At 48.0% G+C, this 24,151-nt stretch carries 23 protein-coding genes; 7 read left to right on the forward strand and 16 right to left on the reverse strand.

Going from position 1 to position 24,151, the window contains the following annotated elements:
• Positions 1-9: 9 nt before the first annotated feature.
• The 3 genes from sucC to metE form a co-directional block, all read right to left on the reverse strand.
• A complete protein-coding gene (gene sucC / locus HCX92_RS09770; RefSeq protein ID WP_169294779.1) occupies positions 10-1,170 on the reverse strand; it encodes an ADP-forming succinate--CoA ligase subunit beta in 1,161 nt (386 codons plus the stop codon).
• 59 nt (positions 1,171-1,229) lie between these two features.
• Positions 1,230-1,799: a DUF2889 domain-containing protein gene (locus tag HCX92_RS09775; protein ID WP_169294780.1), complete on the reverse strand. Its 570-nt coding sequence runs from the start codon at positions 1,797-1,799 to the stop codon at positions 1,230-1,232.
• Between the two features lie 130 nt (positions 1,800-1,929).
• The gene (metE, locus tag HCX92_RS09780) at positions 1,930-4,224 is read right to left on the reverse strand and encodes a 5-methyltetrahydropteroyltriglutamate--homocysteine S-methyltransferase (RefSeq protein WP_169294781.1); all 2,295 of its coding nucleotides are present in this window, start codon (positions 4,222-4,224) and stop codon (positions 1,930-1,932) included.
• A gap of 180 nt (positions 4,225-4,404) precedes the next feature.
• Here metE and HCX92_RS09785 point away from each other — a divergent pair, with 180 nt between their 5' ends.
• On the forward strand, positions 4,405-5,319 hold the full coding sequence (locus HCX92_RS09785) for a LysR family transcriptional regulator (protein ID WP_169294782.1): 915 nt from the start codon (positions 4,405-4,407) through the stop codon (positions 5,317-5,319).
• Between the two features lie 177 nt (positions 5,320-5,496).
• Positions 5,497-6,657: a cyclopropane fatty acyl phospholipid synthase gene (cfa, locus tag HCX92_RS09790; RefSeq protein ID WP_169294783.1), complete on the forward strand. Its 1,161-nt coding sequence runs from the start codon at positions 5,497-5,499 to the stop codon at positions 6,655-6,657.
• 38 nt (positions 6,658-6,695) lie between these two features.
• Here cfa and rlmD read toward each other — a convergent pair whose 3' ends face one another.
• The 6 genes from rlmD to surE all read right to left on the reverse strand — a co-directional run bounded on the left by rlmD (position 6,696) and on the right by surE (position 12,123).
• On the reverse strand, positions 6,696-8,006 hold the full coding sequence (rlmD, locus tag HCX92_RS09795; protein ID WP_169294784.1) for a 23S rRNA (uracil(1939)-C(5))-methyltransferase RlmD: 1,311 nt from the start codon (positions 8,004-8,006) through the stop codon (positions 6,696-6,698).
• 144 nt (positions 8,007-8,150) lie between these two features.
• Positions 8,151-8,804, reverse strand: a complete 654-nt coding sequence (locus HCX92_RS09800; protein WP_169294785.1) for a Spy/CpxP family protein refolding chaperone — start codon at positions 8,802-8,804, stop codon at positions 8,151-8,153.
• A 148-nt stretch (positions 8,805-8,952) separates the two neighbouring features.
• A complete protein-coding gene (locus tag HCX92_RS09805) occupies positions 8,953-9,729 on the reverse strand; it encodes a 3'-5' exonuclease (RefSeq protein ID WP_169294786.1) in 777 nt (258 codons plus the stop codon).
• 9 nt (positions 9,730-9,738) lie between these two features.
• The gene (locus HCX92_RS09810) at positions 9,739-10,410 is read right to left on the reverse strand and encodes a peptidoglycan DD-metalloendopeptidase family protein (RefSeq protein ID WP_246587166.1); all 672 of its coding nucleotides are present in this window, start codon (positions 10,408-10,410) and stop codon (positions 9,739-9,741) included.
• A gap of 94 nt (positions 10,411-10,504) precedes the next feature.
• Entirely contained in the window at positions 10,505-11,155 is a 651-nt protein-coding gene (locus HCX92_RS09815; RefSeq protein ID WP_246587201.1) for a protein-L-isoaspartate(D-aspartate) O-methyltransferase, read from the reverse strand.
• 206 nt (positions 11,156-11,361) lie between these two features.
• The gene (gene surE / locus HCX92_RS09820; protein WP_169294789.1) at positions 11,362-12,123 is read right to left on the reverse strand and encodes a 5'/3'-nucleotidase SurE; all 762 of its coding nucleotides are present in this window, start codon (positions 12,121-12,123) and stop codon (positions 11,362-11,364) included.
• Between the two features lie 238 nt (positions 12,124-12,361).
• Here surE and plsY point away from each other — a divergent pair, with 238 nt between their 5' ends.
• On the forward strand, positions 12,362-13,003 hold the full coding sequence (gene plsY, locus HCX92_RS09825) for a glycerol-3-phosphate 1-O-acyltransferase PlsY (RefSeq protein ID WP_169294790.1): 642 nt from the start codon (positions 12,362-12,364) through the stop codon (positions 13,001-13,003).
• Here plsY and tsaD read toward each other — a convergent pair.
• Entirely contained in the window at positions 13,000-14,028 is a 1,029-nt protein-coding gene (gene tsaD, locus HCX92_RS09830; RefSeq protein WP_169294791.1) for a tRNA (adenosine(37)-N6)-threonylcarbamoyltransferase complex transferase subunit TsaD, read from the reverse strand. The two genes, plsY and tsaD, sit on opposite strands and share 4 nt — an antisense overlap.
• 221 nt (positions 14,029-14,249) lie before the next feature.
• Here tsaD and HCX92_RS09835 point away from each other — a divergent pair, with 221 nt between their 5' ends.
• A complete protein-coding gene (locus HCX92_RS09835; RefSeq protein ID WP_169294792.1) occupies positions 14,250-15,539 on the forward strand; it encodes an NCS2 family permease in 1,290 nt (429 codons plus the stop codon).
• Positions 15,540-15,741: 202 nt separating this feature from the next.
• Positions 15,742-16,128 carry a thioredoxin gene (gene trxA / locus HCX92_RS09840; protein WP_169294793.1) on the forward strand — a complete coding sequence of 129 codons (387 nt, stop codon included), beginning with the start codon at positions 15,742-15,744 and terminating at the stop codon, positions 16,126-16,128.
• A gap of 73 nt (positions 16,129-16,201) precedes the next feature.
• Here trxA and HCX92_RS09845 read toward each other — a convergent pair whose 3' ends face one another.
• The 4 genes from HCX92_RS09845 to tadA form a co-directional block, all read right to left on the reverse strand.
• Positions 16,202-16,801, reverse strand: a complete 600-nt coding sequence (locus HCX92_RS09845) for a YigZ family protein (protein WP_169294794.1) — start codon at positions 16,799-16,801, stop codon at positions 16,202-16,204.
• Positions 16,801-18,402, reverse strand: coding sequence for an ABC-F family ATPase (locus tag HCX92_RS09850; protein WP_169294795.1), 1,602 nt, complete (start codon positions 18,400-18,402; stop codon positions 16,801-16,803). The genes HCX92_RS09845 and HCX92_RS09850 overlap by 1 nt, the downstream gene beginning before the upstream one ends.
• A gap of 189 nt (positions 18,403-18,591) precedes the next feature.
• Positions 18,592-19,740: an LD-carboxypeptidase gene (locus HCX92_RS09855; RefSeq protein ID WP_169294796.1), complete on the reverse strand. Its 1,149-nt coding sequence runs from the start codon at positions 19,738-19,740 to the stop codon at positions 18,592-18,594.
• Entirely contained in the window at positions 19,737-20,189 is a 453-nt protein-coding gene (tadA, locus tag HCX92_RS09860) for a tRNA adenosine(34) deaminase TadA (RefSeq protein WP_256368586.1), read from the reverse strand. Before tadA ends, HCX92_RS09855 begins: the two co-directional genes overlap by 4 nt.
• 321 nt (positions 20,190-20,510) lie before the next feature.
• Between tadA and HCX92_RS09865 the strand changes: the two genes are divergently transcribed.
• Positions 20,511-20,879, forward strand: a complete 369-nt coding sequence (locus HCX92_RS09865) for a hypothetical protein (protein ID WP_169294798.1) — start codon at positions 20,511-20,513, stop codon at positions 20,877-20,879.
• A gap of 167 nt (positions 20,880-21,046) precedes the next feature.
• Here the strand turns inward: HCX92_RS09865 and HCX92_RS09870 are convergent, their stop codons facing one another.
• The gene (locus HCX92_RS09870; protein ID WP_211182361.1) at positions 21,047-22,069 is read right to left on the reverse strand and encodes a methionine synthase; all 1,023 of its coding nucleotides are present in this window, start codon (positions 22,067-22,069) and stop codon (positions 21,047-21,049) included.
• Between the two features lie 22 nt (positions 22,070-22,091).
• A complete protein-coding gene (locus HCX92_RS09875; RefSeq protein ID WP_169294800.1) occupies positions 22,092-23,069 on the reverse strand; it encodes a DUF1852 domain-containing protein in 978 nt (325 codons plus the stop codon).
• A 102-nt stretch (positions 23,070-23,171) separates the two neighbouring features.
• On the opposite strand from HCX92_RS09875, the gene HCX92_RS09880 reads away from it, so the two are divergent.
• Positions 23,172-24,059: a LysR family transcriptional regulator gene (locus HCX92_RS09880; protein WP_169294801.1), complete on the forward strand. Its 888-nt coding sequence runs from the start codon at positions 23,172-23,174 to the stop codon at positions 24,057-24,059.
• Positions 24,060-24,151: the final 92 nt, after the last annotated feature.

A 24,151-nucleotide genomic window follows, 5' to 3' on the forward strand; every position in this document is an offset into this window, starting at 1 on the left:
GTTCCTTACTTACTTGGCAGCTTCAACAACTTTGGTTGCTGCTTCGGCCATTGTGTCAGCACTGATAATAGGCAGACCTGAATCTTTCAGCATTTGCTTGCCCAGTTCCTCGTTGGTTCCTTTCATGCGAACAACCAGAGGCACATTCAGGTTTACCGCACGGCATGCGGCAATAACGCCTTCAGCGATCACATCACAACGCATGATACCGCCAAAGATATTAACCAGAATTGCTTTCACGCCTTCGTTTTTCAGCATGATCTTGAACGCTTCGGTTACTTTTTCTGCCGTAGCACCACCGCCCACGTCAAGGAAGTTTGCGGGTTCGCCACCAAACAGCTTGATGGTATCCATGGTCGCCATGGCCAGACCGGCACCGTTTACCAGGCAACCGATATTGCCGTCGAGCTGAATGTAAGCCAGATCAAACTTGCTGGCTTCGATTTCAGCCGGATCTTCCTCATCAAGATCGCGGTAAGCCACGATTTCAGGCTGACGAAACAAGGCGTTTGAATCGAAATTGAATTTGGCATCCAGGGCAATGATATCGCCTGAACCGGTCAGGATCAGGGGGTTGATTTCTGCCAGGGATGCATCGGTTTCGCAATACACTTTGTACAGTTTCTGGAACTCGGCTGCCGCTTTGCCCACAGACTCTTCTGGCACACCAATCCCACGCGCCAATTCTGCTGCTTCCTCATCGGTCAGACCGGTAGCGGGATCAACAAATACTTTCAGGATTTTCTCAGGCGTTTTCTCGGCAACTTCTTCAACATCCATGCCGCCTTCGCTGGAAGCCATTACACAAACACGTTGGGTAGCACGATCGGTAACGATACCCACGTAGTATTCTTTTTTAATGTCAGCCCCCTCTTCAATCAGAAGACGGTTGACTTTTTGACCTTCCGGGCCAGTCTGGTGTGTAACCAGTTGCATACCCAAAATTTCAGAAGATAACTGACGCACCTCATCGATGGAACGGGCCAGCTTAACGCCACCACCTTTACCACGGCCACCAGCGTGGATTTGAGCTTTCACAACCCAAACCGGGCCGCCCAGTGTTTCTGCCGCCTTAACAGCCTCGTCAACAGAGAATGCGGGAATACCGCGAGGTACGGTAACGCCAAACTTCCTTAGAAGTTCTTTACCTTGATACTCATGGATCTTCATGTATTACCTATATAGATGTAGGAAAAAATAAAATACCCCGCTTGCGCAGGGGACCACCATCAATTGATCTTGCCCGTTTCCCGATTTTCATTGACGTACCACTCGGGATAAAACTCTTTTACCACAGGTGAAGTTAAAGCCAGGGCATGACAACCTTCAAGCTGGAAAGGCTTTTTACCCGACTGTGCTTCTTTCCGATTACGGGACACCGACAGACTTTGAACAAAAACCGTGGGTAATAGTACAACAAGTTCGGACATATGAGTACAACCAGACGTTCGGGAAAAGCGTTCCTTGACCGCATTACGAAAATTTCTTAGTAAATGCAAGCCAATCAGGCCCTTGTAAGCCTTTTCAATTGCCGAACAGTTTTGCTCATAAGGTGCATCATCATAATGTGCCCGGGCATCACGCACTTCTCCATCTTCCGAGACCAGAAGGCAGATTGTCATGTTATGCACTGGAGAACCCGCCACTTTGATACTGCCATTGCGTTTGGGAAAATCGTAAGCCTTGACATCAAGCAGGGTTGCTTCCAGCTCCCACAAACCATCCTCCCTTAAAAAGGAATTCATTTCTATTTTTCGAGTGTGAATAGGTTTGCGGCTTACGGAGGAATCAAACGACATTATGGACGAATTCAAGAACAATTGATGAATGATTGCGGAAAGTATAACTTACCCGTAAATTATCATACATGAATTCTTAAATTCGTCGTTTATTTCTAGGGTTTACCCTAATTAAAACCAAATTAATAATCTATTGCAACCTTAATACCTTGGCAGCCTCAACCATTTTTTCCAGTGCCGCACGGGTTTCCGGCCAGTCCCTTGTCTTCAGGCCACAATCAGGGTTGACCCACAAACGCGCCCTGTCTATTTTTTCCGAGGCCTTTTGCATTAATTGAATCATCCAGTCCGTATCGGGAATATTGGGAGAATGAATATCATAAACACCCGGACCAATTTCATTGGGGTAATGAAACTGCTCAAAGGCAAGTAGCAACTCCATATTGGAACGGGAGGTTTCGATGGTGATCACATCGGCATCCATCGCCGCAATGGCTTCAATAATGTCATTAAATTCCGAATAACACATATGCGTATGGATTTGCGTCGCATCCCGAACACCAGAAACAGACAGCCGAAACGCATCAACCGCCCAAGCCAGGTAAGCCTGCCACTTGCACTTGCGCAATGGCAGCCCTTCGCGAAACGCGGGCTCATCAATCTGGATAATATGAATACCCGCCTTTTCAAGATCCAGGATTTCCTCACGTAATACCAAGGCCAGCTGGCGACATGTTTGTTCTCTTGGCTGATCATCACGCACAAATGACCATTGCAGCAACGTGACAGGACCAGTCAACATACCTTTCATGGGTTTGTTCGTTAGGGATTGAGCATAAGCCGTCCATTCAACCGTCATTGGCATAACCCGGGCCACATCACCATAAATAAGCGGTGGTTTTACACAGCGTGAACCATAACTTTGTACCCAGCCATTTTCGGTAAAGGCATAGCCGGCCAGAAGCTCACCAAAATACTCAACCATATCATTGCGTTCAGGCTCTCCATGAACCAGGACATCCAGCCCGACCTCTTCCTGGAAAGCCACCACTTTAGCAATCTCTTCCTTGATGGCTGCCTCATATTTTACATCGCTCAACCCACCCTGCTTCCAATCACGACGTAATGCCCTGATGTCTGCCGTTTGCGGAAAAGAACCGATCGTGGTGGTTGGGAACAAAGGCAAGCCCAATGCAGCCCGCTGTTTTTTCATGCGCTCATTAAAAGGCGTCCGGTCACGGCTAATTGACACGGATTGAGCCAGTTGCTGCTGCACCGCCGGGTTATGAATTCGCCTGGATGTTTTCCTGTTTTCAAGCGCCTGATGTTGCCTGGCCAGAAACGCTTCAATCGCGGGCGTTTGGCGCTTATCCAGAACCGCCGCCAGAGCGTTTAATTCTTCAAGTTTCTGGCGTGCAAAAGATAGCCAGGATTTCAGTTCGTCATCAAGCTTTTTTTCAGAAGCCAGATCCACCGGCACATGCAATAAAGAGCAAGACGGCGCCAGCCATAAATTTTCACCCAACTTTTCTTTTAGCGGCTGTAAACGGACTGCAGCGGCATCAAGATCAGTACGCCAGATATCACGGCCGCTGACAATCCCCGCCGACAGAACCTGCCCTGGCTGAAGAATATCCGCAATGGCTTGCAAATCGTCATTGCCACGGACCAGATCCACATGCAAACCGTCAACCGGCAAGTGGCCGGCCAGGGCCAGATTGTCATCCAGACTCTCAAAATAAGTGGCTAGCAGAATCCTCAGTTTTTGTTGCACCAATTTCGCATAAACGAGTTTGAAGGCATCTTTCCAGGCCTGAGGCAACTCCAGCGTCAGGATAGGCTCATCAATCTGCACCCATTCAACACCCTGCTCTTGCAAGCGTGTCAGCACTTTTTCGTAAACCTCCAGCAAAGCGGGAATCAAGGCCAGCTTGCGCTCATCACTGGCGCCATTGTTGAAGTCCTCTCCTTTGCTTAACCACAAATAGCTTAGCAAACCCGGAATAACCGGCTTGACCTGATGTCCTGCGGCAAGGGCCTCGTCAACCTGATCAAACAGGGAGCTGCGGGCAATGCGGAACGTCTGCCCTGCTTCCAGTTCGGGGACGATATAGTGATAGTTGGTATCAAACCACTTGGTCATTTCGCATGCTGCGGTGGGCTCTCCGGTAGGCGCTCTGCCCCGCGCCATTCTGAATAAAGTATCCAGCCCGGTTTCCTGCTGGGCATCTTGTGCAAAACGGGCAGGAACGGCACCAATCAATGTGCTCCACTCCAGAATCTGGTCATACCAGGAAAAATCGCCCACTGGCAATAAGGATACACCGGCATCCGCCTGCTGCTGCCAATGTTTTTTTCTTAGTCCAAACCCAACCGCCTCAAGTTCCTGGGCATTGATTTGTCCGCGCCAGTATTGTTCCAGCGCTTTTTTCAATTCCCTTTGGACACCAATCCTGGGGAAACCCAAGTTATGAATAATAGTCATATAAATCCTAAATAGCATGAATGTTTATCAAGTATCTGGATTTTGCCTTACAATTAACATGAATATATCTCTAAATTCTTAAAATAACATGAGAGTTTTTAATATTAATGCATAAGCAATTGATTTATTTACTTATTTTTAATTGCATAAACGAATAGTCTTGTTTGAAAAAATCGACACATGCTTGAAATAAAACATCTGGAAACGCTAACCGCAATTCGTAATTTTGGCAATCTCCAAGAGGCGGCTGACCATCTTTCAGTCACCCAATCCGCCCTGTCACACCAGTTGCGCGACCTTGAAAACAGGCTGGGCACAACGGTCCTGAACCGACGAACCCGGCCGGCCAGATTAACCACCGCCGGATTACGTATACTTGCGCTGGCCGATGATATTTTGCCAAAGGTAAAATCTACTGAAAGGGAATTGCAAAAACTGGCCGCAGGCAATACCGGCAGACTGCATCTGGCCATTGAATGCCATTCCTGCTTTGAGTGGCTTATGCCCGCTCTTGATGCATACAGGCAACAATGGCCCCACATTTCACTGGATTTGTCAGCGGCATTTTCTTTTGCCCCTTTTCCTGCCCTGCGGCGGGGTGACCTGGATCTGGTCATCACTTCAGACCCTGTGCGCTCGGAAAACATTGATTACCTCCCGCTTTTCAAGTATGAACTGGTGGTTGCCGTCTCTGCAGACAATCCGCTTTCAAAAAAGCGATACATCAGGCCACAAGACCTGGCCGACCAGATATTAATTACTTATCCGGTTGAAAAAAACCGGCTGGATATTTACCATACTTTTCTTGACCCCGCCGACGTAGAGCCCGCTGCCACCAGAACCGCAGAATTAACGCCTATGATTATCCAGCTGGTGAACAGTAACCGGGGCGTTGCCGCCCTACCTAACTGGACATTGAGCGATTATGTCAGGCAGGAATGGCTTAAGACTTGCCATTTAGGTGACCCACCAGGCATTTGGCAAACATTGTATGCCGCCGTACGCAGCGAAGACACTAATGCTGCTTATATCCAGGCTTTTTTAACATTAGCCAGGGAAATATGCTTTAAAAACCTATCAGGCATTAGAACCTAATAGATTCAGTTTGAAATTTTGTGGTCACAATGGTAAGTTATACCTATTATAAATAATAGAAAGATCTCTTGACGATGTAAAAGGTATCCATTTCCAGTATTACACAGTGCCTTTCATCTCTTTAGGCTCTGTGCTCTTTAATTCGTTGTTTTCTTTATCTACGCTAAAGGAAAGCTCATGAAACACCAGGAGTTAACAGAAGCAGCACATTCAAAAACAATCAATAACAAGTCATGCGAATACCTTAGTCAACTATTGGCCAGCGCAAACATAACCATAAACGGGAAAAATTCATGGGATATCCAGATTCATGACCCCAAAGCGGCCGACCTGATTCTGGCACAAGGTAGCAAAGGACTGGGCGAAAGCTATATGGCAGGCATGTGGGATTGCCAGCGAATTGACGAACTGATCTGTCTGATCCTGCATAGCAAACTGGATGCCAAAATAAAAAGCTTAAGTACCTTATGGTACAGTTTGCGTGCCCAAATCCTTAACCATCAAACCCGTACCCGCGCATGGGAAGTAGGCGAAACCCACTATGACATAGGCAATGATTTTTTTGCCAAAATGCTGGACCCCTACATGACTTATACCTGCGGCTACTGGGACAAGGCCAACAATCTGAACGACGCCCAATTGGCAAAACTGGATCTGGTTTGCCAAAAGCTGGATTTGAAACCCGGTATGCACGTTCTGGATATTGGTTGCGGATGGGGCAGTTTCATGCGCTATGCCGCAGAAAATTATGGTGTTACCTGTACAGGGGTCACCATTTCGAAAGAACAGGCGGAGTATGGCCAGCAATTATGCCAGGGATTGCCCGTTACGTTTCGGCTGGAAGACTACCGCGACCTGAATGAACAATATGATGCCATTGTCAGTCTGGGCATGTTCGAACATGTTGGACGTAAAAACTACCGTACCTATTTTGAGGTAGCCCGTCGCAACCTGAAAGAAGACGGTCTTTTTCTGCTGCATACCATTGGCGGGCAAATCCGGGACCATCACCCCGATCCATGGATTGACAAGTATATTTTCCCCAATGGAGAAGTGCCTGTGCTTGGACAGATCTCCGACTCACTGGAGTCCCTGTTCGTGATAGAAGATGTTCACAATTTTGGGGCGGATTACGATAAAACACTCATGGCATGGCATGCCAACTTCGAAAAACACTGGCATGAATTCAAAGACCAGTATTCCCAGCGTTTTTATCGCATGTGGCGTTATTATTTATTGGTTTGTGCCGGCTCATTCCGGGCACGTTCGAATCAATTATGGCAGATTGTGCTGTCACCGGAAGGCGTCAAAGGAGGTTACCGCCGACCCAGGTTATAAACCACCTGAGGCCGGCAATAACCGGTCACGCCCATTTCTCAGGACTCAAATACCGCGATGGATTCCACATGCGCGGTATGCGGGAACATATTGATAACCCCCGCTGATACCAGCCGGTAAGCACCATTTTCAACCAGCACGCCTGCATCCCTGGCCAGGGTGGCAGGGTTACAGGACACATAAACGATACGTTTGGGTCTTTCATGTGACTCAAGCTGCACCAGTGCCCTGGCAACCTCCAACGCCCCCTCGCGGGGTGGATCAATAAGCATACGGTCAAAATAACCCAAGTTACGCAACCATTGAACATCCACCTCAAACAGGTTAAGGGTTGAAAAACTGGTTTTACTTTCCAGACCATGGTCTTTTGCGGCTTCAAGCGCCCTGTCTGTCAAGGTTTTGCTACCCTCGATACCCACCACTTCTTTGGCTTGGGTTGCCAAAGGTAAGGTAAAGTTACCCAATCCGCAAAACAAATCAACCACCCTGTCCCGGGATTGCACATTTAGCAAATTAAGTGCCCTGGCAATAAGAGCCCTGTTAATCTGATGGTTAACCTGGGTAAAGTCGGTAGGCTTATAAGCCATACGCAGACCAAATTGCGGAAGGGTATAAGCCAATTTACCGGCATCTTTTTCATGTAAGGGCTTAACCGTTTCAGGCCCTTTCGATTGAACCCACCAGATAATATTATGTTTATCCGCAAACTCATCCAGCAAGGCTAAATCATTACCGTTGAACGGGTCCATGTGCCGTATGGTTAACACGGTCGTACCATCACCAATCGCCACTTCAATCTGAGGCACCCGCTCACGCACACTTAAACTGCCAACAAGCACGCGTAATGGTACCAGCAAATCAGAGACATGTTTCGGCAAAATATGGCATTCGGTCATATCCGCCACATAACCGCTTTTGCGCTCATGAAACCCAACCAGAACCGTGCTTTTTTTTCTGACATAACGCACCGATAAGCGCGCACGGTAACGATACCCCCAATCGGGCCCGTGCATGGGTGCCAGCACCTGTGGAATTTTAAGTTTTGAGATATGCTGGAAACAATCTTCCAGGGCACGTTGCTTGACAGCAACCTGCGTGGACGTATCAAGGTGCTGCATGGCACAGCCACCGCACATGCCAAAATTGGGACAACGGGGCTTGACCCTTAAGCTGGACGCTTTCAAGATCCGCTCCGTGCGCGCAATTTCATAAGAGGGTTTCTTTCTTAGAATAGTGGCCTCAACCACCTCGGTGGGAAGCGCCCCTTGGACAAAAATGGTTTTTCCTTCACGACGTGCGATGCCACGTGCCTCAAGATCCAATGATTCTATAGACAATACTTCAGACATGACTGTTCCAATCCAAACGAAGCACCTATTGTAAATTCAAGCATGACACAAATGGACAATGTCATGAAAATCATAAAAAAATCCCGGTTAAAGAACCGGGATAAGAGAGAGGATAGATACTAAGCGGTACAACTATTCAGTCAATCAGGCCTTTGTTTCAGCCTGTTCAGCTGGAGCCTGTTTGGCTCTGTTTTCCTTACGTTGCTCACGTTTTTCCTGACGATCTTTACGACGCTCCTGCATTTTCTGGGCTCGTTCCTGATAGTATTTACCTACCGTAGACTGCTGTTCAGGTGTGAAACTTTCCCACAAAACCAGCCATTGAGCCTGGTGCGCATCACGTTTTTCCTGCATGGCGGCACGCAATTCTTTCTCGGCTTCCAGCAAGGCTTTAGGATCAAGCTTGCCAGACTCTATTTGCTGCTTGCGAAGATCAGACACTTTCTTGAACGTATCGCGATGTTCGCCACGGGCCTGTTTTTTCGCATCCAGTGCAGCTTGCAACTTGGCTTTTTGATCATCATTGAGTTTCAGGTCATCAACCAGTTTCTGATCAACAGGACCAAAACCGGGAATAACAATAGCGGCTTTGGCATTCATTTTTTGGCCATCATATTTATGATGACCACGCTCACCTTTGAATTGAGCCTTACCATCGCCCATTCTTTGACTTACGCCAGGACGGGTATCATCACCCTGGGGCTGGGCGCTGGCAATTGAAAATGTTGAGCCGATCGCCAAGGCTGTAGTAGCCACAGCAAGTGATTTAACAACGAATGAAGAAAGTGACTTAGCCATAATGGTGCTCCTTTGTATTAACTGATAACGTGAAGCCATTGTGAGCCATAACCCGTTTCAAACAAATTACACTTCTGGCGGAATATTTTCAATTGATTACCGGGGAGACAGGCGTTTGATATAAACGCCTCCCATTGATAGCCTGTTTTTATATATTCCAGACCGCCAGATACTCCTGCCAATGCGGAGCATTGATTTCCTCAAGGGTCTGCCGAACCAGCTCCACTTCACGGTCATAAGCAATCTTGTCTATTTCGCCGCGCATAAAACGAAAACGGCAATAAACCAGCCAGGTATTCACAACATCGGTCTCGCAATAGGCGCGCACCTCATCGGCCTTACCCGCCTGCCAGGCTGGCCAAACCTGCCCGCCATCCATACCCAGCTTACCGGGGAAGCCGCAAAGCTTGGCCAATTGATCTAATGGTGCATTGGCACGACCATTATATTTAGCCAGTAAATCCATCAAGTCTATGTGACGGGTATGATAGCGACTAATGTAATTATTGTATTTGAAATCACGATCTTCCTCACCCATATCCCAATACCGATGTGCCTGAATCCCGTGAATCAGGCTACGGTAATGCAATACCGGCAAATCAAAGCCATTGCCATTCCAGCTCACCAGCCTGGGGGTATAGCGCTCGATGGTTTTGAAAAAGCCATTGATGAGAGTCGCCTCATCATCGTCTGGTTTTCCCAATGTTTTAACCCTGAACCCGCTATCATCCCGAAAAACACAGCCAATCACCGCAATTTTTTGCAGATGAAGGGGAAAAAAATCAGAACCGGTTTCCGCTATCCGGATATCCGTGGCACGCTCAATGACTTCAGCATCGGGCATATCCGGTTCCCAGCCATTCAGGCTACGGAGTCCCTGTGCATCGGGAATGGTTTCAAGGTCAAAAACAAGAGTGGGAAGCATAAGCAATTTTTATTTTGGCAAGTAAGACAAGGGGTTGACCGGCTGGCCATTGCGACGGATTTCAAAATGCAAGCGTGGAGAAGTGGTATCAGACTGCCCGACCTCAGCAATTTTTTCACCTTTGCTGACTCTTTGTTTGTCTTTAACCAGCAATTTGCTGTTATGTGCATAAGCGGTAATAAAACCGTTACCATGTGAAATCAGGATAAGATTACCCAAGCCACGCAGGCCATTACCCACATATGAAACCGTTCCCGAAGCGGCCGCATAAACCGGATCGCCCATATTACCCGCAATATCTATACCACGGGTTGAGCTGGAATAACCGGTGATAATATTTCCCTTAAGTGGCCAGGTCCAGGAAACCAGACCTGCATCACTGGCCGTCGGTGCCGATGTTGACACACTGCCTGCAGAAGAAGCCTTGGCAGTGCGGCCAGCGGTGCTGGCCACACTTGAAGATGAAAGACGCAAACGTTGTCCCACCTCGAGTTGAGAAGGATCTGAAATATTATTCAGGGATTTCAGTTGGGCAACAGTCACGTTATGCCTACGGGAAATACCGTAAAGCGTATCGCCTCTTTGCACCACATATTCCCCGGCAGAAGCACCACCGCCACCACCCAGACTGGACACTGGCGCCTTTCCCGTACCGCTACAGCCAGCAAGTACTGCTGCCATAAACACGGTACCCAATAATAATGACTTTCTTCTGAACGAATGCATATTCATAATATCCAGTTTGCCAATTAAATTTAAGGCAAAAATTCTCCAACTAAGATTGTATACCTGACCGTAACGGAACGAAGCGCACTGCCTCCAGTTCTGTTCGATCCCAAGAGTCTTGTCCGGTTCTTTCTATCAGAACCAGTCTTTGATTACTGGTGCCCTCAGGGGCAATCAACCTGCCCCCCACGCTAAGCTGGGATAACAATACACCCGGAATTTCCATACCGGCAGCCGCGATGACAATCGCATCGAAAGGGGCATATGAAGGCAATCCAAGCATCCCGTCTCCGAAGGTAAGACTGACTTTGGAAACCAGTCGCAAATCACGCAAGTGCTCGCGCGCCATATCATAAAGGCCTTTTATCCTTTCTATGCTGTAAACAGCAGGAAACAAGTGAGCCATTACCGCGGCCTGATAACCGCAACCCGTCCCGATTTCCATCACTTTTCTCGGGTTTCTGTCTTCACACACAATGGAAAGCATTCTGGAAATAATCCAGGGTTGGGAAATGGTTTGGGAAAACCCAATAGGCAAAGCGGCATCTTCATATGCCCTGCTGGCCAAGCCCTGATCAACGAATATATGCCGCGGCACCGCCTGCATTGCCGCCAGTACCCGCGTATCCGTGATACCTTTTTGCTTCAGGCGTGTAACCATCTGGTGTCGCAATCTTTCCGAATTCAATCCGAGATTCATGGGACCTCCTGCTGTACCACCAGCCACGCCTGGCTTGAGCTGACTGGCGAAACCACTTTGTCCATAAGAAAAAGACTGGGCACCTGACAAAATCCGTGTATTGCTATTCGCAGGGGTAATTTTAATTTGATTTACCGCTGACGAACCGAATGGCGACGTTTTTTTTCCATCCCTAACATTTTTATTACCATAAACTACAAGATCGTCTATGGGTTTACGCATAAACCCTCCAGCCACTCATGGGTAATGCTTAATTCGTCATAATGCGTCAAATCAAGTCGCAAAGGAGTTACTGATATTTTTCCCTGTTTGATAATGCCAAAATCGGTATCACTGCCTGCATCGGCCACTTCACCGGTAGGACCAATCCAGTAAATGGTTTCCCCACTGGGGTTGGTTGCTTCAATAACCGGTTGGGAAGGATGGCGTCGCCCCAAACGGGCAACGCAAATGTTTTCAGGCTCATGCTTTGGCAACGGCGGGATGTTCACGCTAAGCAGGCAAGGGGCCTGGCGAGGCTGCGCCAGCTGATGCCTGACAATATGAACCGCGATTTCAACGGCGGCTTCAATGTGGGGCCAATTACGCTCTGTCAGGGAAAAAGCAATGGAAGGAATACCAAACAAATAGCCTTCGGTGGCCGCTGCAACCGTGCCTGAATACAGTGTGTCTTCACCAAGATTGGCACCATTGTTAATACCGGACACAACCAGATCAGGTTTATGCTTGAGGATGCCTGTCAGGGCAATATGCACACAATCGGAAGGCGTGCCATTGACATAGTAATACCCGTTGGCTGCCTGCCGCACGGTTAACGGACGAGTTAACGTTAATGAGTTGGAAGCACCGCTATGATTGGTTTCTGGTGCAATGACTATGACTTCCGCGAACGATCGTAGCGCCTCTGCCAGTAACTCAATGCCTTTTGCGTTATATCCATCATCATTAGAGACTAAAATTCGCTTCATATATTCCAAACCAGAAAAAGAACCCAATAAATGATGGGTTGGAAAACCTCAACCCCAAAATAAAAGTTGATTTACTTATTATTTTTTATCATCAGCCCATGGCATTTTAAAACAATATACCCCGAATGAACTTGTTTGAATTACATCTTGCAGATATTATCCAAAAAAATCATACATCGACTTAAAAACAAAAATTTTCCTGTTTATAATCTGCTCTTGATAAAAAGAAGGAATCCTGATGAACTCTATACTGGCCAGCATTCTTGCCATTATTTTAGCTTACCTGGCAGGGTCAGTCCCATTCGCCATTATTACCAGTAAATTATTTGGCCTGAAAGACCCCAGAACATTTGGCTCCGGCAATCCCGGAGCCACCAATGTGCTCAGGACCGGCAACAAACTGGCTGCCGCACTCACCCTGGTTGGGGATGCTTTCAAGGGATGGCTGGCGGTATATCTTGCCATTAAGTTTGCCCCGGAACTGGGTCTTACCGTCACTGGCATTGCGCTGGTTGCACTGGCTGTTTTCCTTGGGCATTTATACTCTATCTTTCTTAAATTCAAAGGTGGAAAAGGTGTGGCAACCGCTATTGGCATCCTGCTTGCCATCCAGCCCTGGCTGGCGCTGGCCACCCTGGCCACCTGGCTTATTATTGCCGTGTTTTTCAGGTATTCTTCTTTGGCAGCCATTGTAGCCGCCATTTTTGCACCCTTTTACTATTATGCCGGCAATCAGATAGCCTGGTATCGCCTGCCTGAAATTTTTTGGGTGATTTGCATTATTTCACTCATACTTATTTACAAGCACAAGAAAAACATTGCCAACCTGCTGGCAGGAACGGAAACCCGGCTGGGCCAGAAAAACAAGCAAAAAACCTAAACCTCGGCAAGATCCCAACGGGGCCTTACGCCAAACGCGTAGGCGCTGTTATTCAAGTCAACCAGCCCCGCCTTCACCCGTTCGGACGCGGCATGTGCAATCATGGCGCCATTATCAGTACACAGAGCCAGTGGCGGGAAAAACACCTGCCCCCCCTGTTTGGCCATCTCGCTACGTAAATAACTGCGCAATTGGCTGTTTGCCCCTACGCCACCCGCCACCACCAGCCTTTTCAACCTGGTTTTCTTCATGGCCTTGATCACCTTATAACCCAGTACATCCACAATCGCCTGCTGCGCTGAAGCGGCCAGGTTTGCCCTATCCTGCTCACCCAAAGGACCGGCCTGCTCTATTTTTCGCAGTGTTGTCAGCACCGCTGTTTTCAGACCACTGAAACTGAAATCCAGATCAGGGCTATGCATCATGGGGCGCGGCAGGGCATACGCGGCCGGATCACCCTTTTCGGCCAGTTTGGATAACGCAGGACCACCAGGATAAGGTAGGCCCATGAGTTTGGCCGATTTATCAAAAGCCTCTCCGGCCGCATCATCAAGGGTTTCTCCCAGGAGCTCATACTGCCCAACCCCATTGACCCGCATAATTTGTGTATGCCCACCGGAAACCAGCAAGGCAACAAAAGGGAATTCAGGGACCTCTTCAGCCAGCATGGGCGAAAGCAAATGCCCTTCCAGGTGATGAATGGGGATCGCGGGCAAACTATGTGTCCAGGCAAAAGCCTGTGCCATCGATGCACCAACCAGCAAAGCACCGGCAAGACCCGGGCCCGCTGTATAGGCAACCGCATCAATATCCTTGATGGTCAAACCCGATTTTTCAAGAACCTCACGGGTTAACGGCAAGACACGCCGGATATGGTCACGTGAGGCCAGCTCGGGCACCACACCACCATAAGCCTGGTGCATGGCAATCTGGCTATGCAAGGCATGTGCCAGCAAACCTTTCTCTGTATTGACAATTGCCACACCTGTTTCATCACAGGAACTTTCAAAACCGATAATATTCATTATTTCAAATTAAAAACAGCCGTTGCAGGCCAAATGGATTGCTGGCAATCACTTTCTTGGCACACCTTCCCGGGTGTACGACAAAATTATTGTGTTGCTTATTAAAGACGCACGCACGCAAATACCCAAAGCAGACGCCTTTTTATTTATGAAGGATACACCGTGTACGTTAAAGTACTTATATTTTACACGTTGTTCTACATTAAATAGGAGTAATGCCCATGCTTGAGTCACTGTTTAAGTTACGGGAACATTCCACTGACGCCCGAACCGAGGTTTTGGCTGGTGTTACCACTTTTCTGACCATGGCCTATATTATCTTTGTCAACCCGGAGATCCTCGCGACGACCGGGATGGACAAAGGTGCCGTATTTGTCGCTACCTGTCTGGCTGCAGCCTTGGGATGCTTCATCATGGCATTTTTGGCCAACTGGCCTATCGGTATGGCACCCGGCATGGGACTGAATGCTTTTTTTGCCTTCGGGGTGGTCGGTGCCATGGGCTATACCTGGCAACAGGCACTGGGCGCCGTCTTCGTATCAGGCGTGATCTTCCTGATTCTTTCAGCCTCAGGCTTGCGAAAATGGCTGATTGAAGGCATTCCCAAGTCACTTAGGGCTGCCATTGTGGCAGGTATTGGCCTGTTTCTGGCCCTGATTGCCCTTAAATCAGCCGGTATTGTGGTGGGCAATGAGGCCACGCTGGTTTCCCAGGGAGACTTAAGTTCACCCACGGTATTGCTGGCCATTCTGGGTTTCTTTATTATTGCCGTGCTTGATGCCATGAAAATCAAGGGTGCCATTTTAATCGGCATTCTGGCCATTACCGTTTTATCGGCCCTGCTGGGTTATAGCCCCCCCATTTCAGATATTATTTCCATGCCACCCAGCGTTGCGCCCACCTTATTTCAGCTTGATCTTGCCGGTGTGCTGAATCATGGTTTCCTGAATGTTATTCTGGTATTTGTACTGGTAGAGGTTTTTGACGCTACCGGTACCCTGATTGGCGTGGCAAAACGGGCCAACCTGTTACCTGAAGGAAAACCCAACAAACTGGGCCGCGCCCTGTTTGCCGATAGCAGTGCCATTTTGGCGGGCTCATTAATTGGCACCAGCAGCACCACCGCCTTTGTGGAAAGTGCCGCAGGCGTGCAGGCAGGTGGCCGCACCGGGATGACGGCCCTGGTCATTGGCATTTTGTTCCTGCTGTGCCTGTTCTTTGCACCGCTGGCCAGCGTGGTACCTGCTTATGCTACCGCCCCCGCCCTGCTTTATGTTGCCGGCTTAATGGTCAGGGACCTGACTGAAATAGAATGGTCTGACGTTACCGAAGCCATTCCCGCTTCATTAACCGCGATTATCATGCCGTTTACCTATTCCATCGCTGAAGGTATCGCATTTGGTTTTATCAGCTACGTGATCATGAAAATAGGAACGGGCCGGATGAAAGAGCTGCATATTGCCAGCGTGATTGTTGCCATATTGTTTGTTATCCGGTTTGTATTGGAATAAACAAGCGTTTCAACAGATCCCAGGGTCTTATTCCAGACCAACGCCCCATTGAGTACAGCTTAAAAAGCCGACATTGCAAACCAGCAATGTCGGCTTAATCATTTAGCTATAGCAGCGATAAAAAAATTCAATTTTAATTAAGTGCCCCTGGCCCTCATTTACAGTTACTATACAGGTTTAACTTCATTCAGGATCATTCATCATGGCCATTAAAGAACTCACCCAGGCAACCTTTGAGGCTGCCATCAAAGACGACAACACCCTTATTATTGATTTCTGGGCACCCTGGTGTGGTCCTTGCCGTCAATTTGCACCGGTTTTTGAAAAAGCCGCAGAAAAATTCACGGATATTGACTTTGCCAAAATCAATACCGAAGAAGAACAGGAACTGGCGGGCGCACTAAGAATCCGTTCCATCCCCACTTTAATGGTTTTCCGTGAAAAAGTATTGATGTTTTCCCAGGCGGGCGCATTGTCAGCCAATCAACTGGATGAACTTCTCACCAAAATCCAGGAAATTGACATGGAAAAAGTGCATCAGGAAATTGCCACCGCACAGGCCAAGGCAGACGAGCAAAACAAGGCTTGATCACTCTGCATTAACGCTGCTCCTGGCAGGCATATAGCGTGCCTGCCTTCAGAGCAAGCGGCCGTGCTGCATCTTATAGCGGTCCGATTTCATCGGGCAAATACCACTGCCCCTTACCCTTGGTCAGGTTAATAAAAACCTGCTCAAGCGGTGATACCTGTTCAAGGGGTATTTCCAATGTCATGGTAATACCCGTGTCGGTATATATTTCATCAGTAACCCTGGCTTCAGTCTGGGCAATGCGTGACTTGACCAGGGCCATTTCCGAAAACAGACAAGAACAAATCACGGTTCTTGTTTCGATAATTTCAACCTGGGGTGCCTGACGCAAACATTTGGCTGCACACCCTCCATAGGCCCGGACCAAACCACCGGTACCCAGCTTAATACCGCCAAAATAACGTATCACCAATACCGCGACATTGGTCAGATCCTGCCCTTCTATAGCTTGCAAAATAGGCCGCCCAGCTGTTCCGCCAGGCTCACCATCGTCATTAAAACGATAATTTTGGCCTACTTTGAAAGCCCAGCAATTATGCGTTGCTTCGGGTTCATGCAAGCGGGAGAAAAAACCAAGCGCCTCTTCTGAAGAAGAAACCGGCATTGCATGCGCAATAAAACGGCTTTTTTTAATTTCTTCTTCAAACGAGAATGGCTCAGACAGTGTCCTCATTAATCCTCAATACCGCGTGAAGTCAGATAATCCTCATAACCACCCTGATAATCGACAATCTCACCATCAGGCATGATTTCAATAATACGGTTGGCCAGACCCGAAACAAATTCACGGTCATGCGACACAAAGATCAATGTACCCGCGTATTTTTCCAGTGCAAACTGCAACGATTCAATAGATTCCATATCCAGGTGGTTGGTAGGTTCGTCGAGCAACAACACGTTGTGCCGGCCAAGCATAAGACGGCCAAATGTCATGCGGTTTTTCTCGCCACCTGACAACACCTTGACCTGCTTGACGATATCATCGGCAGAAAACAGCAAACGTCCCAGTACCGAACGAATAGCCTGGTCTTCGTCACCCGGCTTGCGATACTGCCCCATCCAGTCAAACACATTAATATCGGCCTGGAAATAATCAGAAACGTCCTGGGCCATATAACCGATATCGGCATTTTCAGACCATTTGACCGTACCGCTATCCGGTTTCAGGTCGCCGGCAAACAATCTGAGCAACGTTGTTTTACCCACACCGTTGGCACCGATAATGGCAATTTTCTGACCCGCTTCGATCATGGCCGAAAAATTATTAATAACCGGCGCATCAAAGGCCTTGCTGACTTTTTCCACCGTTACCGCCAGACGATGCAGGACTTTTTCCTGCTCAAACCTGATGTAAGGGTTCTGACGTGAAGACGGCTTGACCTCAACAGCTTCAGACTTGATACGGTCAATTTGCTTCAGACGGGAAGTGGCCTGACGGGATTTGGATTTATTGGCAGCAAAACGGCGCACGAAGTCTTGCAGTTCGCTAACCCGCTCTTTGGCCTTGGCGTTGTCGCTGATCAGCCTTTCACGTGCCTGGGTGGAAGCCAGCATATAATCATCGTAATTGCCGGGATAAATGCGGATTTCGCCGTAATCCAGGTCGGCCATATGGGTACAGACCTGGTTCAGGAAGTGACGGTCGTGACTGATAATAATCATGGTGCTTTGATAACCGTTAAGCACCCCTTCAAGCCAGCGAATGGTATTGATATCCAGGTTATTGGTAGGCTCGTCAAGCAACAGGACATCAGGGTTGGAAAACAAGGCTTGTGCCAACAATACCCGCAGTTTCCAGCCCGGTGCGATTTCTTTCATGGGAAGGTTATGTTGTTCGACGGGAATTTCCAGTCCCAGCAACAGCTCTCCGGCACGGGCTTCAGCCGTGTAACCATCATATTCGGCAAACTTGGCTTCCAGCTCGGCGGCACGCATGTAATCGTCGTCGGTAGCCTCAAGATTGGCATAAATGGCATCACGCTCACTCATGGCTTCCCACATTTCAACGTGCCCCATCATGACTACATCCAGCACGCGAACTTCTTCGTAGGCAAACTGGTCCTGGCGCAACTTACCCAGGCGCACACCGGGATCCAGCGAAACATTACCCGAGGTTGGTTCAAGGTCACCACCAATAATTTTCATAAAAGTGGATTTACCGGAACCATTGGCACCAATCAGGCCATAACGGTTGCCTCCGCCGAATTTAACACTGACATTTTCAAACAGGGGTTTGGGACCGAATTGAATGGTAAGATTTGCTGTAGAGATCACGATAGTTTTTAATGGAAAAATTGCTTGCAAAGAAAAATGCCTTTTCCTGGTGGAAAAGACATTTCAAGATTGAATATGGCCGCTATTTTAACAAAATAACGGCCTTAATTATTGAAAATAATACCTTTTTTAATAATTCACCTGTTTTGTGCGAAACTACCCGTCATTCTTGACGGGAAGAATCGGTGATTATTTTTTCTTCTTTTTGCCGGATTTTTTATTGTTCTCGGGCTTGGGCTCTTCATGTATATGCAAGTGCACACCCTCATGAAAGTGATCATACCCCTCCAGGTCATCTATGGCTGCCTCTGCGTCATGAGTATGTTCATGCTCTTCCAGCACCAAATACGCCATTCCGTCTTCCGTGGCAATCCCCACCTTTTTGCCAATCGGCAAGGTCACCCTGACATCGCCATGGCCATAAGGCAGACCATACACAAGCGGTACATTCACCTGCTCTTTCAGCCACTTGATGACATGGGGCATATCGTAGCCGTTATCATTTTCAGCCAACTTGTAATCGGTAATGTGCCCCAACACAATGGCCTTTTGTTTGTGCAAAATACCGGCATGCAACAAATGCGTCAGCATCCGTTCAACCCGGTAGGGATGCTCACCCACATCCTCAAGAAACAAAATGCCATTTTTAATCTTGGGTAAATAGGGCGTGCCAACCAGTGATGCAATCATGGCCAGGTTACCTCCCCAAAGCGTTCCCCTGGCATCCACCGCATCCGAGTCTGGCGACTCAAAACTCAGGATTTCCAACTCACCGCGCATGCTTTCGACAAAAATCTCGGCAGTCAGGTCATCTATTTTTTTATTACCGAAGTCGGAGACTGCGGCTGGGCCGGTATAGCTGCTTAAGCCGGTTTTTGCCAATAATGCCAGGTTGAAAGCGGTGAAATCGCTATAACCGATATATTTTTTGGGGTTATTCTCGAGCAGTTTCCAATCAATCTGGTGCAGGATCCGGCTAATACCATATCCGCCACGGGTTGCCATCACTACCGTGCTGCTGTCTTTGGCCGCACGGGAAAACGCCTGGGCCCTTTGTTTGTCGGTACCGGCAAAACGCAAGTGCTTGGCATCTGCCGCCTTGTCTATCTTGACCTTGAAGCCCATTTTAGTCAGGCGCTTTTCAGCCAGAGCCAGCTTGGCCGGATCCGGCAAGGCACCTGAGGGGGAAAGCAGGTACAAACCAATCGGATCGTCGTAAACCGAGATGGGCACGGGGACGTCATCGGCCTCATCCAGCAAAATCTGCACATCGTTTAAACGCTCAATGTCTTCCTGGGTTTTGTCTTTCTTGTTGTGATGTTCTGCACTTGCGTTCATAATTTTGATCCTTTCCTGCGTTCCCTGAAAAAATGGCGCAGTTTTTCTGCGCATGCCCGCTCCAAAACACCCGACGTAATTCTTGTGTGATGATTGATTTTTTTATTGGCCTGAATGCACAACACACTGCCACAGGCTCCTGTTTTTGGATCCGATGCACCATAAACCACATGGGCAATCCTTGCATGCGTTAATGCCCCTATGCACATAACACAAGGTTCAAGTGTTACATAAACAGTCAGGTCGGGCAAACGATAATTCTTCTCGTGAGCCGCCGCCTGACGCAAGGCAACAATTTCCGCATGCGCAGTGGGATCTGAGTCAATAATGGTGCGATTGTAGCCCTTGCCAATCACTTCACCAGCACTATTAACCACCACTGCACCCACAGGCACTTCTGCGCACTCATAAGCCAGTTGCGCCTGCTGTAAAGCCATTTGCATGAACATTTCATGCCTGTCTGCCAGTGACACCTGGAGTTACTCCCACTCTATTATTAATAGCAGTCAAAATTCTATATTCTGCGTTCCCACACAGGAGCATGAAAACGAGTACGATAGCAGCCTAGATTCTATACTTTTCAAAAATTGATGGCACAAAAATGCCTGGACATCATGAAAATAGCAAGCTTGGGAGTTTGCAAATATCGGCATCAGTCTTTTCTATATATCGCCAGTCAAATAAAGTGAAAACCAAGGGTAAGTTAGGCTGGTATTTTCAATGGTTTTCCATATACTATGCCGAAACAACACTTCAAAAGGAAATCCATTATGAAAAAATATCTCATTGCCGGTTTATTAACTGTCAGCACAACTACGGTTTTTGCCGAAACATTCTCGGGCCCGCTGATTGCCGCGTTTTATATGGAAACCATGTCCACCCCCAAAGGCTGGGAACTTTCTTATAAAGGCAAGGAAGGCCCAGTACAGGTTTTTACCATGCGCAGAGACCTGGATGCCTACCCGCAAACCGCCATCATGTCACCCCTTGATCAAATGCAACGACTCATGTGCGGTGACGACTCTCTAAAAAACATGATGAAAAACGGGCTCAAAGTAAGAGTGGATGCAAAAGATAAAGTGGATGGCAAGATAAAAACAAGCAAAGGACCCATCCTGTCCTCATGCCCGAGTTATTAAAATCGGGATTTATAAGAATACGTGGTTGTCCCCACGCCGAGCATGGGGACAAGCTGACAACTGGCTCCCACGCTACGATTAACGCCCATGCTCTACGTGGGAGCCTGGTAGCCTCTCTGAATTAACCTGGTATGCCACAAAGTTCATTCTTCAGGACACTGAAAACATTAAAGTTCTTTACGTACAATATCCGCGCCAGCTGTTAAGGCATGCAACTTGCCTCTTGCGACCTCACGGGACAAAGGAGCCATTCCGCAATTGGTACAAGGATAAAGCTTGTCGGCATCCACAAACTGAAGGGCTTTTCGCAGGGTATTGGCAACCTCTTCGGGCGTTTCGATGGTATTGCTGGCCACATCAATGGCCCCCACCATCACTTTCTTGCCCCTGATAAGCTCGATGAGATCCATGGGAACGCGGGAGTTATGGCATTCCAGCGAGATGATATCCACTTTGGATTTTTGCAACTTTGGAAAAGATTCTTCATATTGGCGCCACTCTGAACCCAGCGTCTTTTTCCAGTCCGTATTGGCTTTAATCCCGTAACCATAGCAAATATGCACGGCAGTTTCACATTTCAGTCCTTCAATGGCCCTTTCAAGGGTGGCAATACCCCAATCATTCACATCATCAAAGAAAACATTAAATGCAGGCTCGTCAAACTGGATGATATCGACACCGGCAGCCTCTAATTCTTTGGCTTCCTGATTAAGGATTTTGGCAAACTCCCAGGCCAGTTTTTCGCGGCTTTTATAGTGATTGTCATACAGCGTGTCAATCATGGTCATGGGGCCCGGCAACGCCCACTTAATAGGCTGCCTGGTGTGCTGTCGTAAAAATTTGGCATCTTCAACAAAAACGGGTTTTGTGCGGGCCACCGCCCCCACCACCGTCGGCACACTCGCATCATAGCGATCACGAATTCTCACGGTCTCACGCTTCTCAAAATCAACGCCACTAAGGTGCTCAATAAACGTGGTCACAAAATGCTGGCGGGTTTGTTCACCATCACTAATAATATCAATACCGGCCATCTCTTGCTCCTGCAATGACAAACGCAGCGCATCCTGTTTGCCTTCCAGCAATTGCTCTTCCTGTAACCGCCAGGGAGACCAAAGCGTCTCGGGTTGCGCAAGCCAGGAAGGTTTAGGTAAACTGCCGGCTGTAGAAGTAGGTAATATTTTTTTCATCATAAATATCTTTTTTAATTAATTAAAGCGCGTAACCGGCCGCCCATTGCTCAAGCGTGGTTTTGTAGGGTTTCATGAAATGTTCTTCAGTCAGCCTGCCCTGCTCAATCGCCAATTGGCTGCGTTCTTCCCGGTCATACACAATTTGGGTTAATGAGTAATCGGAATTCGTTAAACGTGGTTGATAGCATTTGCCTGCCGAAGAATTAGCGTTATAAATTTCAGGCCGGTAAATTTTCTGGAACGCTTCCATCGTGCTGATGGTACCAATCAGCTCAAGATTCGTGTAATCATTCAGCAAATCACCACAAAAATAAAAGGCCAACGGTGCTACGCTGTTTTCAGGCATAAAGTAACGAACCCGCATCCCCATTTTTTCAAAATATTGATCGGTTGGAGAGTACTCATTCTGCCGATACTCAATACCCAAAACCGGATGACGGTTTTCAGTCCGGTAATAACGCTTGCTGCAAGCAACACTTAAGCAGATAACGGGCAGTTTGTTAAAGTTTTCCTTGTAAACATTCGAATTCAGGAAACATTGGAACAGCTTGCCATGCAAATCACCAAAATTTTCCGGGATGCTGAATTCTCTTTTATCCTTATTGTATGCAGGCAGCAACACGCTAAAATCATAGTCCCGCACGTAAGAAGAAAAATTGTTTCCCACGATACCGTCTATGCGTTTGTTATCTTTATGATCAACAATATTGGTTTTTAATATTTCAATCACAGGAAAGGGAACTCCCTTACCTTCAATATCCACATCAACTGAAATAATTTCAAGCTCAACCGAATAACGATCCCCTTCAGGATTATCCCAGTTGGCCAGCTCATTGAAGCGGTTATCAATCATCCTTAACGTGTTGCGCAAATTCTGTTGCCGGCTATCGCCCCTGGCTAAATTGGCAAAATTGGTGGTGATGCGTGTGTTTTCTGCAGGATGATAGTTTTCATCAAAACAAATACGCTTGATACTAAATGCAAATGCTTTACTCATTGTAATCCGTCACTCCAGTTTTAATAACTAGCATTGTAGGAAAGCACTTATATGAAGTAAAATGGTCTTATTTCATTAACCCATGAATATTAATCATAAATTATGTTGGAACGTATCCATCTGTCCATTGTGCAGCAAGTTGAAAAACAAGGCTCCATGACCGCAGCCGCAGATGTGCTGCACGTTACCCAGTCAGCCCTTAGCCACAGCATGAAAAAGCTGGAACAGCAGTTAGGCACTGATATATGGCGACGCGAAGGCCGCAGCCTGCAACTGACCCAGGCAGGACAATATCTGCTGGCCGTCGCCAATCGCGTGCTGCCGCAGCTGGATCTGGCTGAAGAACGGTTGCGCCAGTTCGCGCAAGGGGAACGGGGCTCGCTGCGGATTGGCATGGAATGCCATCCCTGCTATCAATGGCTGCTGAAAATCGTTTCGCCTTATCTGAGTGCCTGGCCCGATGTTGATGTCGATGTGAAACAGAAATTTCAGTTTGGCGGCATGGGGGCACTTTTTGGTTATGAAATTGATTTACTGGTCACCCCCGACCCGCTTTACAAACCCGGCCTGAAATTTGAACCCGTATTCGACTACGAACAGGTGCTGGTGGTTGCCAAAAACCATACACTTGCAAACGCTACCTATGTCAAGCCGCATCACCTTACCCAGGAAGTCTTAATCAGCTATCCGGTAGACGTTGAGCGCCTGGACATTTACAACCAGTTTCTGCTGCCGGCAGGCATCGCACCCAAGCGCCACAAAACCATTGAAACCACGGATATTATGTTGCAGATGGTAGCCAGTGGTCGCGGGGTAACCGCCTTGCCTCGCTGGCTGGTTGAGGAATACGCCGACAAACTGCCCATCGTCCCCATAAAATTGGGCCCCAATGGCATTGCCAAGCAGATTTTCGTGGGCTTGCGCGAAACCGATAGTACGATTGATTACATACAGGCCTTTGTCGCACTGGCCCGAGGCTCCTCTTTCTGAGCTTTGCCAGTTCTCCACGAAACAGCCCGCACAAAGCCGGACAGTCGCCCACGTGGCTCGGCTGGAAACACCAGCCTGCCGCGCTTTGACAT

The sequence above is a fragment of the Advenella sp. EE-W14 genome, from assembly GCF_012923605.1.
GTDB lineage: Bacteria > Pseudomonadota > Gammaproteobacteria > Burkholderiales > Burkholderiaceae_B > Advenella > Advenella alkanexedens.